Genomic DNA, 14939 nt, shown 5'->3' with positions numbered 1-14939 from the left:
TAAAATCTATGGAAATATGAATTGACACACAGTTAATTTACCGTGTGTCTATTGTAATAACTATATACTACCATAATTTATCATAAATATAAAGATTAGAGATATAAAATGATCACTATAGCAGCTTAAAATCTAAGTTACTATAGTGATTATTTGTTTATGCATCTTTAATATTCAATATATCCAACGCTATCATTTAAAAAGTTTAGAAAAATATGGGCCATAAACTGATTTTCATAAATATCACTAAATTTTCCATGAAATTCTTTTCTACTTATCCCAATTTCTTCTTCTACAACCTCTGTAAACTGTGAAATATCTGCTTCAAAAATATATTTTTCTATTTCATTTACACTATAAAACAAATTTATACATAATTCTTCATCATACATTTTCCAATAGGCATTGAATTCACGGCAAAAATTTTTCAATTTGATTTTACACTCTTCTTCATTTAATTCCCAATATGTATTTAGTTCTGTAACAAACTTATCCATAATCTTAATATGAATATTTTCATCAAATTGCTCATTAAATTCTTCAAGAATTACCTCAGAAGTTCCCAGGGTCACGTAAATTTCTTGCAAATCATTTAATACAAAGAAAAACCCAGTAGGAATATAAATATATTGCAAAAAACCTAAAATGGCTTTTATGTCATTGTAAGAAGCCCAGTTACTATCTAATATATCTTTACTATAATTAATAAGTGTGGTATTTATAAATATAGATTTTTTTTTCATAGGCAAGTCTAAGAATAAATTTTTCCAGAGGTTACGCTTTTCAAATATCAAACCTTCCCAATAGTATGAGTTATTATATTTGTACATTATATTATCTTGAATAAAACTCTATTACTAAAACTTCATTTACATCTATTGGGATTTCATTTTTTTCAGGCATTCTTATAAGTTTTCCAGCAAAATTTTCATAATCCTTTTCGATATAAGGTAATGTAAATGTTTTAAGCTCTAAAAAACTTTCTGTAAATATTTCATTTTTTCTGTATTTCTCTTTTAATACAATATTGTCGGAAATCTTAACTTCAAAAGATGGAATATCTACCTTTTTACCATTTACCGTTATATGACCATGATTAACCATTTGCCTTGCCTGACGTATAGAGCTTGCAAATCCTATTCTATATACTATATTATCTAGTCTGCACTCTAAATATTTAACTAAAGCATCCCCTGTTATTTCCTTGCTTTTCATTGCTCTATTTATATATCTTGAAAATTGCTTTTCAAGCACACCATAATAGGATTTCAACTTTTGTTTTTCTATAAGCTGAATACCATAATTTGATAACTGCTTACCACCTCTACTGCTTTCTTTTGTAGCTCTATTCATTGCTTTTGGATGTCCGTAAATATTTACGCCTAATCTTCTGCTTAATTTAAACCTTGGTGTTCTTATCTTTGCCATAAATTCCTCCATAAAATATATTATTTTGCCGCGATAATGCATTTATATTAAATTTATTATATCATATATTTTATCAATTGCAAATGATTTTCATTATCTTCCCAAAAAAATATTTTGCATTACAAAAAAGTACATAATCCTTTAAAAAGTTTATGACTAGACAAAACCCTCCATAGCATTTATCTATGGAGGGTTAAATTCATCATATTTCATTCTACTGAACCGTAAACCTAGTAACAGCTCTCTCAGTCAATTGTGAAGCATATTTAGCAGTTAGAAATCCACTCTTGCTAAAGAAATATCTTTAACAATTCAGGAAATACAAAAGGATTTGGATAGTTCAGCTAAAAAACAAATGAACTGGAAGCCCAATTTAATAAATCGAGAAAAACTTCCCTACACTTTCGTTAATAGGACCTTCTGAATTAATTCAACATAGCTTTATCAATAAATGCTCCAACACTATTTACTATATTAAATGGCTCATATTCCTTCCACATCTCTAAATCAGATAATAATACAACCTGCTTATCCTTGCCTTCTAATTTATAATTCAACAAATCATCTATCATATCTACCTCTTTAGAATCATTTGAACCATAAACTACCGATCCTACTGAATTGAAGTTTTTAACTAGTATATAATACATTTTTGTAATTCCTCCTTAAATTCTTCCTCATTCTTTATAATAGCTTTGTCGTATAATCCTTTTAATTTTATGCCTATTTTATTATTCTCATATTTATATACATATTTATGAAGCCATACATTAAATACATAGTCCTTTTCAGTAAAAAACTGCACTTCTATTGGATAATGATAATTGCTTTTCTTGTAATAAATATGGTACCCTCTATATCCATCATCATTTTTCTTGCCATTTGTCATATCCACATGCTTTATATTATCATCACTTAAATCTATATTATAGTTTTCAACTATAACTCTAATTCCTAATATGTCATTAAAACATGAGCCTATTTCTTTACTTGGATAATACCTATCATATTTAAGTTTTATAGAGTGTATAGCTTTAATCCTATAAGTGAACTCATCTAATAATCTTCTTCTCTTCTTTAAAAATAATCTATAATTCATAAGTTCCTCTATTAAAACTTCTTTATCCACTTTTCTAAGTGTATTCTTTAAGTTTTTACCAAGTTTTGTTTCATAGCTTATTGCATCCAATGTTCTAATTAACTTATTATTTTCCACTCCTACTCACCTCTTTTTACATAGACACGTACAAATAATTTTTTTCTTTACAAACTTGATTTTCTCTTTAATCTTTATATAATTATAGCACAAATCCCTTCATCAAATTAAAATTATTTATATAGTCGTATTCCAATGTAGCCGGCATCTGGGAGGTGTTAGAGGGGAACTAATTTGCTGCAGAGTTACTTATGCCCGATGATAAATTTTTAGAGCTAGTAGCCCAGGACTATACTTATTCTCAAATAGCTTGTATTCTAGGTGTGCATACAGAGCTTGTACTCATAAAAGCACAGCTACTAAATAGAAAAGGTCATAATTTAAATATACCTTATGTACCAGGGGCTGATTTTTTGGGGAAGATATAAAAAAAAATAAGATTTAGATTGCAAGAAGCGAAATAAGACCAAGACAATTGTGACGAAAATCTCATCACAATTGTCTTGGTCTATAAATTCAAAAAAACTCTTTCAATATTATAAGTTGCACGAAATATACCTCTTGCTATAAGTTAGTAACGTAGTGGAGATTTTCAATTTGCTAAAATAGCTGAATAACCTTAGATCCACAACACTTTTTATATTTTTTACCACTTCCACATATACAAGCGTCATTTCTTCCTATCTTAGGAGTAGAAGTATTATTATGTCCTGAATTTAATTCGTTTAAAGTATATCCTTTTAATCTCCAAAGTCTAGTATTATTTATAAAACTGTTTATTTCTACTAATAATTTTTGAAGGTCATTTTCACTTGCTTCTCCTAATGCATATAGGATATTTTCTATTACTTCTTCTTTTTCATTTTCTTGAATATCAGCATATAAATTAACTATAATCATTTCAATCTGTGAATCTTCTATTTTCCAATTATTCTTTAAATGCCTTTTGAATTTCATGCTTATTTTATTTTCAATTAAATATTCTTCATTTGCAGATTCAAGTAGTTCATCCTTTTTTATAATACAAAAATCACTATCACTTGAGATCTTCTCTCTTGTATTAATAATATTGACAACATCTTCTAGTGGCACCATTATACTATAGGCTATATTACCTTGTAATTTATACCCACCATAATAATATGAACCACTTACAATTATTCCGTAAAAATCAGTTTCACCTAAAGAATAGTCAACATAATTATTAAGCATGCTTTTAAAATCATTTATAAGCATTACGCCATAGTTATATGTCATTCCACAGAATAGCTTTACTAGTTCTGTATTTTTAGCGAGTTTTTTTCTATACTCCTCATTATCTAAGGATTTTATAGCATTTATTGTTTCATTTGGCATGATTAAATATACACCATCTTCTCTCATAGCTACAAATACAAATCCGCATTCTAAAAAATAATCTGGGTTTGATGTGAAATTATGATCTTCAAAAGATATATATCCATGTTTATCAGCTATATTTTTTAAAAATTCAAACCTTTCACTATCAATTAAATATAACGCCTGCGTTATTTTCTCTTCATATACATCTAAAAGTCTTTCTACTAATTGCCCTTTATTAAGCTTAGATACCTTCGTAGTATTTAGCATAGATGCTATTTTAAATAATTCAGTTTTCGTATTACATTCTAATAATTCTCTTAAATCCTGTGTAAACTTACCTCTTTTTATTTTACTAAACATTGCATTTGCTTTATTTTCAATTTCTAAATCTATATTATTCATTACGCTATGTAAAATGGAATCAAAATCCTCTTCATCATTATATTCATCAAAGTCGTCATCCTCTATAAATGGAACTATATTCTTCTGCCTTTTTGTTTTAGCTTTTTTAAACTTAAAATTATTTCCTGGCAAGTACTGTTTTTCTGTATCTCTGCATCCTTCATATCCACAAACTCCATCTCTAGGTGAATTTGTATATTCAGGTACATCTACCACATCATTATCTTCATCTATGCAATCTGCACAAAAAAATTTTTCTTCTTCATAATCAAAATACTCTGCCTTTTTATTGCAATTTGCACAAAAATTTTGTATTTCTTCATTTCTAGCTAATATTTCTATTTCACTATGTTTTTCCCCTGTTAAATACTCATCAATAACTTCAAGTTTTAATTTAGTAGTAGAACCGAAATCATAGTCATATCTAAATTTATCACCTACAGAAATTACCTGTCTCAATTTGAAATCCATTGTTTCGTCATTGAAAAAAAATTCAGAATCGACCTCCGCTGAAGAATCATAATTTACATCATCTATAATGAAACTACTTAAGTGTCCACAACATTCTAACCAAATATCTCTTAAAAAACTATCCAAATTCTTTAAAGTTGAATCTATATCTATAGCTATATATAAACAATACTCTTTGGATCCATACTGTGGAACTATAGATAGAATATATTGACTCTTAGTTTTTTTAGAACTCGCCATAGCTTCTTCTATCTTTTCTTTTCTACATTTACAACCTTTAACATGCCTTTTAACGGTTCTTTCTGATAATTCCTCATTGCAATAATAACATTTACCTTTCAAATCTTATCTTCTCCATTTCTTTCTCTTAAATTTAATAGCTATTATGAATTATGCCCTAACTTTTTTAAATTTATAAACTTGTTATAATCACCCTTTCTAAATTATATATTTATTTTACCATACACAATTTCATTTGAAAATAAAATTTTAATGACATTTCAGATTGGCTCTTTATTGTTGTACAGTAGAATCCTTTCCCAAAATCTTTGTAAGGTCTACATTTATTCATTTCCATTTTTTGAAAGGCGACAGGCACCTTAATCATTTAGTTTTGTAGAAACTCCTTGCATAAATGGGACACTGTCCTTTGTTTTAACTTGAACTAATGATGAAATACCACATTGAATAGAAATCTCGAAAATAGTCTATAATTTAAATACCATTTTTTTTAAATGGCGAAGAATTAAAAACACTACTGCACTGGGCTCCCCCCAAGTGCAGTAGTGTTTTTTTTATCTATAATTTTTATATTACCGCCTCTTCATGACTTCAGAGGTAGCATCAATAATAATATCTGGAACAAACCAAACAGTTCATTCTAGCCATGCCCTTACTTTATTACCTTTTATGTTTAAAACGGAAAATTATTCTTCATCCCAACATTCTACATTTTTTAATCCTTCAATAGAGTTCTTTGTGAATACGGGATCCCTTCCTTGTTTCTTTTGAAAAGTGTAATCTTTTAATGCTGCAAAAGCAATTTTACCAAGCTTAAATATAGCAATCAAATTAATTATTGCCATTAATCCCATGAATAAATCTGCTAAATCCCAGACTATTTGAATCTTTGCTACAGACCCAATGAAAACCATACTTACAACAGCAATTCTATACAAAAAAACATATATTTTGTTTGTGTTAATAAATTCTATATTTGTTTCGCCATAATAGTAATTTCCTACAATTGAACTAAATGCGAATAAGAATATACATACAGCAATAAAAGTATTTCCCCAAGCACCAACTTGTGAGCTTAAAGCACTTTGTGTAAGCTGTATTCCAGTTAATCCTTTAGTTGTATAATTTCCAGATAATAATATTATAAATGCAGTTGCACTACATATTAAAATTGTATCTGTAAATACTCCTAAAGTTTGAATCAGTCCTTGTTTTACAGGATGCGATACTTCTGCTGTTGCTGCAGCGTTAGGAGCACTTCCCATTCCAGCTTCGTTTGAAAAAAGTCCTCGTTTAATTCCCATCATCATGGCAGCACCTAGACCGCCGCCTAAGGCTTGTTCAAAACCAAAAGCATTTCTAAATATAAGTGAGAACACTGCTGGTAAAGAAGATACATTTTTAATAATAACAAATATGGCTACTAAAAGGTATGCAACCGCCATTATAGGAACAACAATTTCTGAAAACTTAGCTATACTTTTAACTCCGCCAAAAATTATAATTGCTGTAGATATTGATAAAATCAAACCAGTAATAACAGTTTTAACTCCAAAAGCTTCTTGAAAAGCAAGTGATATAGTGTTTGATTGAACAGAGTTAAATACAAGACCAAAACATACAGTAATTAATATAGAAAAAACAATCCCCATCCATCTTTTATTAAGTGCTTTTTCCATATAATATGCCGGTCCACCTCTGTACCCATGTTTATCTTTAACTTTATAAATTTGAGCTAGAGTGCTTTCAACAAAACTAGAAGCACCACCTATTAAAGCAATTACCCACATCCAAAATATTGCACCCGGACCGCCAATAGCTATAGCAATAGCAACTCCAGCAAGATTTCCAGTTCCAACTCTAGAAGCAGTACTCATACAAAATGCTTGAAATGAAGAAACCCCTTTCTTTTTATCAGTTTTAGAAATAGACTTTCCCGCACCTTCAGTTAAAAGAGATATCATTTCTTTTAAATATCTAAATTGAACAAATTTTGTTTTAAATGTAAAATATAACCCCATGAAAATAAGTAGTGCAATAAGTACATAGGACCATAGAATATAATTTATATTTCCGATAATTACTTGTAAATAGTTCATCATTTTATCCTCACCTTCTTTAGTACATTTAATATTTTATACATATGTATTAGTTAAATTCAAAGTTATTGTATCACAAAAAAATAAAAAAACCAGCAATCAGAATATTCAAAAAGTATTTCCTTTAAAATAGTGTTCAGCAATATAGCTTCAAATCATTTATACACAATGAATAATCTTTAAAAAAAGTTTTTAAAACTTTTTTCTTATTATCAAAAATATGAATATATTATTTATGTAAAATTCAAAATGCTTATTAATAAAACTCTTTAACTTTATAACAGCTTAATAGTATTCGCAAAAAAACTACCGAATTGCTTCAGTAGTTTCATCTTCGCCCAGTTTCTGAGCAACTTTTATTTCCAATTTTTTCAAGGCGACAGGCACCTTACAGGATTTAGAGTAACTTAATCAGCTCTTCCAACTCCTGGGATAAAACTTTTGCAAGCGTAAAATCAGTATCTTTTAAAGCTAATTCTATTTTTGTTTCAACTAATTTTTTCTTTTGTTCAATTTCTAAATAGTCTACACCAAAATGATTAGCATAAATCATCTTTCTGAATTTTCGCATACTCATTTTTCTAATTGTCTTATCTTCAATGATTAAAACAAAATCCATACAGTTTACTATAGAATAGAAATCATGAGAAATCATTAAAATCGCGCCTTTATAGTTTTCTATGGCTTTTTCCAGTGCTATTTGTGAATAGGTGTCTAAATGACTTGTCGGTTCATCAAGAAGCAACATGTTTGCTTGACTAGCAGAAACTTTAGCCAATTGAAGCATATTTTTTTCTCCACCAGATAAAGACCCTATCTTTTGATTAATGGCTTCTTCTTCAAAACCATAGTTTGAAATATATGATTTAATCTCTTCACAAGTTTTAAAACCAGCACCTTCGAACTCTTCAAGTATGGTATTAGACTCATTTACTGTTTTGCCTTGAAGTTGAGATAAATAAGCTACTTCAACCTGCTGATTTATCTCAATAGAATCATGATTATTTTTAAAGATTTCTCGAAGTATTGTGGTTTTTCCTGTACCATTTGGACCCACAATGGCTACTTTATCAGTAGATTTAATCTCAAAGTTAACATTTTCTAGAAGCATATCATCAAAGCTAACACTATAATCATTAACTTTTAAAGCAATGGTTTCGACCATTTCATTATCTGTAACTAAACTGATATTGGGCTCTTTAATATCTACAAATGGTGATTTAATTCTACGTTTTTCTAATCTTTCTTGAATTTTAACTCTAGCATTTAGAGATTTCCCTTTAGAAGATTGATCATACTCAGTTGCTTCAAATCTTAGTTTTTTTATTAACTTTTCATTTCGCTCAAGTTCTTCATTATCATCAATAGCTAGTTCTTGCATTTCAATTTTAGTTTGAAGTAATGAGAAGTTATAATCAATATAGCTTCCAGCAAACTCTTGGAGCTCCATGTTTTCAAGGTGTATAATTTTGTTAAAACAATGATTCAATATATATCTGTTGTGCGTAATAATTAACATTGCTGCTTTGTGTGAAATAATTAGATTTTTAAGTGCATTAAGGTTTTCAAAGTCTAAAAATACATCAGGCTCATCCATAATCATTAAGTCTGGACTATTTAGCATTTCCTTAATTACTTGAATAAGCTTGAATTCCCCACCACTAAGTTCAGATATCATTAAATCTTTATACTTAATTAAGTTTGCAAGATTTAGGCTTTTATTAATGTTGTTTTCGAAATCATCCCCATTAATTGCATCAAATGCGTCTAAAGTTTCTTGGTACTTTTCTAGTAGTGAATCAATATCAGAAGATGTCTCCATTTCACTGCAAATAGCTGTTATTTCATTTTGTAGTTTAATAAATTCTTCCCCTATATATTCGAAAACTGTAGTTTCTTTTGCTTCGCCCTGTTGTGAGAATTGACTTACATATCCAATTCTACAATTTGGCTGTATCTCGAGCTTACCATCGAACATATATTTTTCTGGATCCATAATTATATCTATCAGTGTACTTTTTCCGCTGCCATTTGTTCCTATAAAAGCACAATGATCTCCATCTTCTAATGTAAATGAAATATTATTATATAGATCCTTTTGCGGAAATGAGTAGGACAAATTATCAACTTTTATCATATTATTACCTCTCTTTATCACTAAAAAAGAGCCTATAAAAATAAGCTCTTCAATATATTTTCTTCTCAATTGCAATTTTACACTTGATTTTTATGTTTTTGAGTTTACCCTTGATAGCATAACATTTTTTACGACTAAGTTCAATCATTTCATACTAAAGCTCTGATGTCATGTACTTCCATATTTTACAACGGGGTCGCAGCGACGGTCTAATAAATATAAAGGAAATCACAATAACACTTTTGATAACTTGCTTAATAAATCTTCTATGACACATGTATAATCATTTATTATTTTATTTTTAATTTCTTCATAGTCTTCCTCATCATAGATATGTGCTGTAGCGTTTCTTGATAATAAAATATCATTCCAAATTTCTATATCATTGATTAACCCTTCTTTGAAGGCTTGCTTATAACACTCTCTTGGATTATTTATTTTACCATGCACAATTTCATTTTAAAATAAAATTTTAACGCCATTTCAGAAGGAAAGTCTCCCACTTCTATAAGTGGGAGCTACATACTACAACAAATAGAAACCTTTGGTAATTTTGATAACTTTAATATTCTAATTGAATCAAACATATTTTATAACATATTGATTGTTATTTTATGGTATTAAATGGTACAATATATTTATAATTCTTTAACAAAAAAATAAGAATAGCCAGTTTAATTTGAAAGATATGATATGGAAGACCCAAATATTATGGAGGCGATTTTTATGAGTCGGGAAAAACGACTAAAAATGAAAAAGGTCACTGTAGAACATCTGGAGCAATACAATCAATTGCTTCGGTATGTTTTTCAAGTGACCAATGATGAATTATACAAGATAGGTTGGGAAGAAAAGGATATGGTTCATGCCAAATCTCCGGTGCTGGAACAGGCCGATGTTCTAGGGTGGTTTGATGGAGAAAAATTAGTGTCCCAAGTGGCCGTATATCCTTTTCAAGTAAGAATATTCAATAGAACTTATGATATGGGTGGGCTTACCGGGGTAGGCACTTTTCCCGAATACTCTAGTCAGGGATTGATGCATAAACTGTTGCTTCAGGCACTTACGAATATGCGTGAAAGAAAACAGTCTATTTCCTATCTCTATCCTTATTCTATTCCTTATTATCGGAGGAAGGGATGGGAAATCATTTCAGATAAAATAACATTTGAAGTGAATGATTATCAGCTGCCCAAAAACAAACAGGTTTCGGGTGAGGTTGAACGTATCGATACAGACAGCGATGATGTGAAAGCGACTTATGAGCGTTTTGCCAATCAAAGCCATGGTGCTATGCTGCGCAATGATTTAGCTTGGAACGAATATTGGCGCTGGGATTATGACGACCTGACTGCTGCAATTTATTATAATGAAAATAAACAGCCGGATGGGTATGTCCTTTACTGGATTGCAGATGAAGTGTTTCATATTAAAGATATGATTTTCATCAATGAAGAAGCTCGCAGTGGACTATGGAATTTTATCAGCGCACATTTTTCCATGATTTCAAAGGTTATAGGAAATATCCATACGGATGAGCCGTTGGCCTTTCTGTTGGAGGATGCCGACATTAAGGAAACCATTTCCCCTTATTACATGGCTCGCATTGTGGATTTAGAGCAGTTTATTAAACTCTATCCCTTCAAGCCTGACAACCAAGAGCGTGTATGGATGTTTACGCTTGACGATCCACTTCTCTCATGTAACCAAGGCACCTTCACCCTACGTATCCATCCCAATGGAAAGGGCGAGGTAATACGCACGGGAGAGCGCTGTAGCTCACGGATCGATATCCAAACCATGACAACGATGTTGCTTGGATATAAGCGCCCTGATTATCTTCATAAGATTGGACGCCTTTCATGCAGTCCGGAAATCGTTGATATGCTTGAGGACTCCATTGAACAACAAACCCCTTATTTCTCAGATTACTTTTAACCGTCTGTGATATCTCCAATATAAAATATATGAGAAGCGTCAAGGTATAATAAAAAAATCTGTCAGGTTGTTATTATGTAACGAAAACGGCAACAAGGCAAAAAAAAGCAGCGTTCAATTAATTTATCTATAACCACACTTGCCACTTCTTTTTCATCACTGCCTTCAGATATTTTCAAGTAATGAGAAGTTATAATCAATATATCTTCCATCAAACTCTGGGAGTTCCATGTTTTCAAGGTGCAGATTTTTGTTAAAACAATGATTCAATAGATATCTATTGTGCGTAATAATTAACATTATTCCAATGCGCGAATTAATTACTTGAATAAGCTTGAATAATTTAGGCTTTTATTAATGTTGTTTTCGAAATCATCTCCATTAATTGCATCAAATGCGTCTAAACTTTGTTGGTACTTTTCTAGTAAAGAATCAATACAGAACTATGAACTGGCTGTTGAAAAGGTTTCTCTTGAAGTTAGTAAGCTGTTCGAACAACTTGGTGTAGATATTAAAAAACCAGCCGAGGTGTATGTAAATTATTCAAATAAAGATATTTTATGTTATGGTGGATTTTATCATATATGTGGTAGGATTATTAAAGGTGCGTGACCTTGGGAAATTATATCGAAAACTATCCAAATGGAGATTTTGGCATATTTGCCCTGGCTATTAGAAAAGTCAAATACATATTAAAATTAAAGGCTGTTGGCACAATCTATCCTTTACTTAAGACTCCTCAGATTAAAAATTTTACAAAAGTATGGGTGGGATAATAGAAATTGAATCAATAATAGAAAATTATAATTCTAGTTAAATTTAATAAATATATTGTTAAATTTAACTAGAATTTAGTTAAGTTGTCTACTAATAGGTTGAGTAAGCCTGATTTTTATAGTTAAGACTAGTTAGATTGTTATAAACATTTTAACATTACCCAGGGAATTTCCCCAAAAACTTAGAACACAATCAACAGTATAAAAGCAATTTATTTACAGTTTATTCACCAACTAAGATATTTAAAATGATGGAGTGAATATTTAGTTAGCCTAAATTCTTTAAGCATTTCATTTTTAATATGAAAATATGGAGCGCAAAGCTTATTCAATTCTTTCTTATCGCATTTGCTTTTACGAATATTTGACAATTCAGATTGATTGTTTCTACATTTTCTACTCTTAATCATTTCATTGTACCTATCTCACATATCTTTTAATAACAATAGGTATTAATAATATGCAATTGCTATCCATCCCAAACCTGAAGGAGTGTGCTTTCCGCACAAAATTTGTAACCTCATATGAATTCCCACTATACTCTACATTAATTTTATCATCTTTTATAAATACCCTCATTCCCTCCACAGAAAACCCCTCAATATGCAGACCTACAAATAACAGCTCAGCATCATTTCCAACTTTTTTCAGCACCTCAGAATTGCTGAAATATGTAAAAAAATCTATATTTCCGAAAAAAAATTAAATATCTAACAAAAGTATTCAGAAAGTACTGAAAATTACGAATATATATGTAACTTGCAGATTTGTTTTTAATAGAGACAACACCTCCTTATAAAGTTAGTATTTGCAGTAACAGCTAGGTATTTGAATAGACATAAATTAAAGGAGACTACACTATGAAAACCAAACTAGAATATTCGAAAAAAATTATTGTATGCCAATGGTAACATTGAAATTCAAGGATATATATTTAGTAAACCCGTTAAGCCAGAGGAGATTGAAAATTTTTTCAAAGCTCCTGTAATAGCTACATCTTAAAAAATTCAATGACTAGCAACCCTTGATGAAAAAGAAAAAAAATTAATAATTTTCCAGTTTTTCTTTTCACTTGCTGATGCATTTGTAAAAGATAAAACTAAAATTTCATCAAATTAATAAAAGATTGCTTTTTAAAAACATTAGGAATATAATCTTATCAATGGATAATTTTTATTAATTGAAAATGAAAACTAATAACTAATAGTTAGCAAATTAAAGTAAGGGGATGTATAAAATGAACGAAACAATAAAATTAATTCAAGATCATAGATCTATAAGATCTTATTTAGATAAAGATATATCGGAAGAGGTTTTAGACCAAATTCTTAAATCTGCTCAAGCCATGCCAACTTCTATAAATGCTCAACAAACTTCTATAATTGTAGTTAGAGATAAAGAGAAGAAAAAGAAATTGGCCCATTTAGCTGGAGACCAAAAATGGATTGATGACTCTTCAGTATTTTTAATTTTCGTTATGGATTTCTACAAAACAAATTTAGCTGGTGAAAAAACAGGTAATCCACAAGTAATTCATGAAAGCATTGAAGGAACTCTTGCTGGTAGCTTTGATGCTGGAATCGCTATGGGAGGTACTATCATAGCTGCTGAATCTTTGGGCATAGGAATTGTTCCCATTGGAGGAATTAGACAGAGTCCTGATGAAGTAATTGAATTATTAGAATTACCAAAATACACTTACCCTGTTGCAGGGCTTGCATTAGGTTATCCTTCGGATAATTCAAAACAAAAACCAAGAATGCCTTTTGAAACTTTCAAACATAATGAAAAATATAATACTGAAATATTAAAGCCTGCCATTGATAAATATGACATAGAAATGGCAGCTTATTTAAAAGAAATTGGTAGAGAAGCTCAAGAAGGAAATTGGAGCATACTAACTTCAAATATATATAAATCTGTTTACTTTCCAAAAGTATATGGTTCAATTAAGACTCAAGGATTTAAAAACGATAAATAAAAAGTAAGGATCAAAAACAGTGCCTAATAATACTATTGAATCAATAATAGAAAATTATAATTCTAGTTAAATTTAATAAATATATTGTTAAATTTAACTAGAATTTAGTTAAGTTATTTACTAATAGGTGCAGTAGGCCTGTTTTTTATAGTTAAGACTAATTAGATTGTTATAAGCATTTTAACATTACCCAGGGAATTTTCCCGAAATTTTTGTACGGTCTACATTATTTAAAGATTCTATTTTAGTGTATTATTATGAATAACACTGTATCTATAAAGAAAAATTTTTGTTAAAAAGAAGATGCAATAGTGTATCTTCTTTTTTAACGATCTTTATGTTGAATAGTCCAACTTACAGCAGTATTTAATAAGTCATCCATATCCCTAATCTCTCTAATCTCTATACGTTCCCTATAATTATTTTAAAAATATAACCAAGCTTAATCTTGAAAGAATGTATAATAACTTCCCTTTTCGACATGGACTATGCTATCAAAACCTTTCATAATCGGCAAAAAAGTAGCAAGTTTAGTTATCATACTAAAATTATTAGCATTATTATGGCTGGATTGTGTCATGTTTTATGCCTCCTCTGTTTGAGTATTTACACTACTATCACAAATTGTATATTTATAACCTAAAATATTGTGATATAATTATAAAGCACTAAAAGCTGATGAAGAATAAGGATTGAATTAAATAAATTAAAAGAGGATGCTATCTTCAATAAAAAGAATAGTAGAGGAGGAATAATGTGACATATTCATATAAATGCACAAATGAGGATTGCAAAAATATCGTTGGATTCGATGTTGAAGCATCTATAAATGATAAACCATTAGAAACGTGTAAAATATGCGGCAGTAAGGTTAGTAGGGTTTTTAAGTCAGTAGCAGTTAGCTTAAATTTCCCAGGTTCATATAACAATACAAGAAAATAGTATAAGACATGTTTATCAAAATACTACG

The 14939-nt window shown here is 29.7% G+C and carries 17 protein-coding genes and 1 pseudogene; 5 read left to right on the top strand and 13 right to left on the bottom strand.

All coding sequences use genetic code 11. The features are described 5' to 3' along the window. Positions 1 to 167 precede the first annotated feature (167 nt). The 4 genes from G9F71_RS10645 to G9F71_RS10630 all read right to left on the bottom strand — a co-directional run bounded on the left by G9F71_RS10645 (position 168) and on the right by G9F71_RS10630 (position 2644). Positions 168 to 743 (bottom strand): hypothetical protein, encoded by a 576-nt coding sequence (locus G9F71_RS10645; protein WP_164948317.1) that lies wholly within the window; start codon positions 741 to 743, stop codon positions 168 to 170. Between the two features lie 91 nt (positions 744 to 834). Continuing rightward, positions 835 to 1428, bottom strand: coding sequence for a 30S ribosomal protein S4 (gene rpsD / locus G9F71_RS10640; protein ID WP_164948318.1), 594 nt, complete (start codon positions 1426 to 1428; stop codon positions 835 to 837). Between the two features lie 425 nt (positions 1429 to 1853). Continuing rightward, a complete protein-coding gene (locus G9F71_RS10635) occupies positions 1854 to 2078 on the bottom strand; it encodes a DUF6718 family protein (protein WP_164948319.1) in 225 nt (74 codons plus the stop codon). Continuing rightward, on the bottom strand, positions 2063 to 2644 hold the full coding sequence (locus G9F71_RS10630) for a hypothetical protein (RefSeq protein ID WP_187353438.1): 582 nt from the start codon (positions 2642 to 2644) through the stop codon (positions 2063 to 2065). The genes G9F71_RS10635 and G9F71_RS10630 overlap by 16 nt, the downstream gene beginning before the upstream one ends. A 191-nt stretch (positions 2645 to 2835) precedes the next feature. Between G9F71_RS10630 and G9F71_RS10625 the strand changes: the two genes are divergently transcribed. Then, positions 2836 to 3012 (top strand): hypothetical protein, encoded by a 177-nt coding sequence (locus G9F71_RS10625; protein WP_164948320.1) that lies wholly within the window; start codon positions 2836 to 2838, stop codon positions 3010 to 3012. A gap of 172 nt (positions 3013 to 3184) precedes the next feature. Here the strand turns inward: G9F71_RS10625 and G9F71_RS10620 are convergent, their stop codons facing one another. From G9F71_RS10620 to G9F71_RS10600, 5 genes are all read right to left on the bottom strand, one after another. After that, on the bottom strand, positions 3185 to 5140 hold the full coding sequence (locus G9F71_RS10620) for an SEC-C metal-binding domain-containing protein (protein WP_164948321.1): 1956 nt from the start codon (positions 5138 to 5140) through the stop codon (positions 3185 to 3187). A 109-nt stretch (positions 5141 to 5249) separates the two neighbouring features. Further along, positions 5250 to 5375, bottom strand: a complete 126-nt coding sequence (locus tag G9F71_RS27760; RefSeq protein ID WP_224626671.1) for a DUF3990 domain-containing protein — start codon at positions 5373 to 5375, stop codon at positions 5250 to 5252. A gap of 349 nt (positions 5376 to 5724) precedes the next feature. Continuing rightward, positions 5725 to 7140, bottom strand: coding sequence for an alanine/glycine:cation symporter family protein (locus G9F71_RS10610; RefSeq protein WP_374197434.1), 1416 nt, complete (start codon positions 7138 to 7140; stop codon positions 5725 to 5727). A gap of 394 nt (positions 7141 to 7534) precedes the next feature. After that, a complete protein-coding gene (locus tag G9F71_RS10605) occupies positions 7535 to 9274 on the bottom strand; it encodes an ABC-F family ATP-binding cassette domain-containing protein (protein WP_164948323.1) in 1740 nt (579 codons plus the stop codon). 228 nt (positions 9275 to 9502) lie between these two features. Continuing rightward, the gene (locus G9F71_RS10600) at positions 9503 to 9724 is read right to left on the bottom strand and encodes a nucleotidyltransferase substrate binding protein (RefSeq protein ID WP_224626321.1); all 222 of its coding nucleotides are present in this window, start codon (positions 9722 to 9724) and stop codon (positions 9503 to 9505) included. 276 nt (positions 9725 to 10000) lie between these two features. On the opposite strand from G9F71_RS10600, the gene eis reads away from it, so the two are divergent. After that, positions 10001 to 11212 carry an enhanced intracellular survival protein Eis gene (gene eis, locus G9F71_RS10595; protein ID WP_164948324.1) on the top strand — a complete coding sequence of 404 codons (1212 nt, stop codon included), beginning with the start codon at positions 10001 to 10003 and terminating at the stop codon, positions 11210 to 11212. A 174-nt stretch (positions 11213 to 11386) separates the two neighbouring features. On the opposite strand, the pseudogene G9F71_RS10590 reads toward eis, so the two are convergent. Then, positions 11387 to 11649, bottom strand: a pseudogene (locus tag G9F71_RS10590) (ABC transporter ATP-binding protein); the annotation flags it as partial. On the opposite strand from G9F71_RS10590, the gene G9F71_RS10585 reads away from it, so the two are divergent. After that, positions 11570 to 11824 (top strand): hypothetical protein, encoded by a 255-nt coding sequence (locus G9F71_RS10585; RefSeq protein WP_164948325.1) that lies wholly within the window; start codon positions 11570 to 11572, stop codon positions 11822 to 11824. The pseudogene G9F71_RS10590 and the gene G9F71_RS10585 sit on opposite strands and share 80 nt — an antisense overlap. Before the next feature lie 391 nt (positions 11825 to 12215). Here the strand turns inward: G9F71_RS10585 and G9F71_RS10580 are convergent, their stop codons facing one another. Next, entirely contained in the window at positions 12216 to 12398 is a 183-nt protein-coding gene (locus G9F71_RS10580) for a hypothetical protein (protein ID WP_224626318.1), read from the bottom strand. A 10-nt stretch (positions 12399 to 12408) separates the two neighbouring features. After that, positions 12409 to 12642: a hypothetical protein gene (locus tag G9F71_RS10575; protein WP_164948326.1), complete on the bottom strand. Its 234-nt coding sequence runs from the start codon at positions 12640 to 12642 to the stop codon at positions 12409 to 12411. A 583-nt stretch (positions 12643 to 13225) separates the two neighbouring features. Between G9F71_RS10575 and G9F71_RS10570 the strand changes: the two genes are divergently transcribed. Next, positions 13226 to 13969: an NADPH-dependent oxidoreductase gene (locus tag G9F71_RS10570; protein WP_164948327.1), complete on the top strand. Its 744-nt coding sequence runs from the start codon at positions 13226 to 13228 to the stop codon at positions 13967 to 13969. A 442-nt stretch (positions 13970 to 14411) separates the two neighbouring features. Here G9F71_RS10570 and G9F71_RS10565 read toward each other — a convergent pair whose 3' ends face one another. Beyond that, on the bottom strand, positions 14412 to 14549 hold the full coding sequence (locus tag G9F71_RS10565) for a hypothetical protein (RefSeq protein WP_164948328.1): 138 nt from the start codon (positions 14547 to 14549) through the stop codon (positions 14412 to 14414). Between the two features lie 176 nt (positions 14550 to 14725). On the opposite strand from G9F71_RS10565, the gene G9F71_RS10560 reads away from it, so the two are divergent. Beyond that, positions 14726 to 14911 (top strand): FmdB family zinc ribbon protein, encoded by a 186-nt coding sequence (locus G9F71_RS10560; RefSeq protein ID WP_125003568.1) that lies wholly within the window; start codon positions 14726 to 14728, stop codon positions 14909 to 14911. Positions 14912 to 14939 lie beyond the last annotated feature (28 nt).

Origin of the sequence: Clostridium sp. FP2, from assembly GCF_011065955.2 — a bacterium.
GTDB lineage: Bacteria > Bacillota > Clostridia > Clostridiales > Clostridiaceae > Clostridium_AD > Clostridium_AD tagluense.
Note: the sequence above shows the minus strand (reverse complement) of the source record. Positions and strands in the feature narration are given on the sequence as shown.

Coding starts and splice junctions, on each gene's coding strand:
- G9F71_RS10610 (WP_374197434.1), bottom strand. CDS start 7,140: ATGATGAACTATTTACAAGTAATTATCGGAAATATAAATTATATTCTA.
- eis (WP_164948324.1), top strand. CDS start 10,001: ATGAGTCGGGAAAAACGACTAAAAATGAAAAAGGTCACTGTAGAACAT.
- G9F71_RS10585 (WP_164948325.1), top strand. CDS start 11,570: ATGTTGTTTTCGAAATCATCTCCATTAATTGCATCAAATGCGTCTAAA.
- G9F71_RS10580 (WP_224626318.1), bottom strand. CDS start 12,398: ATGATTAAGAGTAGAAAATGTAGAAACAATCAATCTGAATTGTCAAAT.
- G9F71_RS10625 (WP_164948320.1), top strand. CDS start 2,836: ATGCCCGATGATAAATTTTTAGAGCTAGTAGCCCAGGACTATACTTAT.
- G9F71_RS10645 (WP_164948317.1), bottom strand. CDS start 743: ATGAAAAAAAAATCTATATTTATAAATACCACACTTATTAATTATAGT.
- G9F71_RS10605 (WP_164948323.1), bottom strand. CDS start 9,274: ATGATAAAAGTTGATAATTTGTCCTACTCATTTCCGCAAAAGGATCTA.
- rpsD (WP_164948318.1), bottom strand. CDS start 1,428: ATGGCAAAGATAAGAACACCAAGGTTTAAATTAAGCAGAAGATTAGGC.
- G9F71_RS10635 (WP_164948319.1), bottom strand. CDS start 2,078: ATGTATTATATACTAGTTAAAAACTTCAATTCAGTAGGATCGGTAGTT.
- G9F71_RS10565 (WP_164948328.1), bottom strand. CDS start 14,549: ATGACACAATCCAGCCATAATAATGCTAATAATTTTAGTATGATAACT.
- G9F71_RS10570 (WP_164948327.1), top strand. CDS start 13,226: ATGAACGAAACAATAAAATTAATTCAAGATCATAGATCTATAAGATCT.
- G9F71_RS27760 (WP_224626671.1), bottom strand. CDS start 5,375: ATGGAAATGAATAAATGTAGACCTTACAAAGATTTTGGGAAAGGATTC.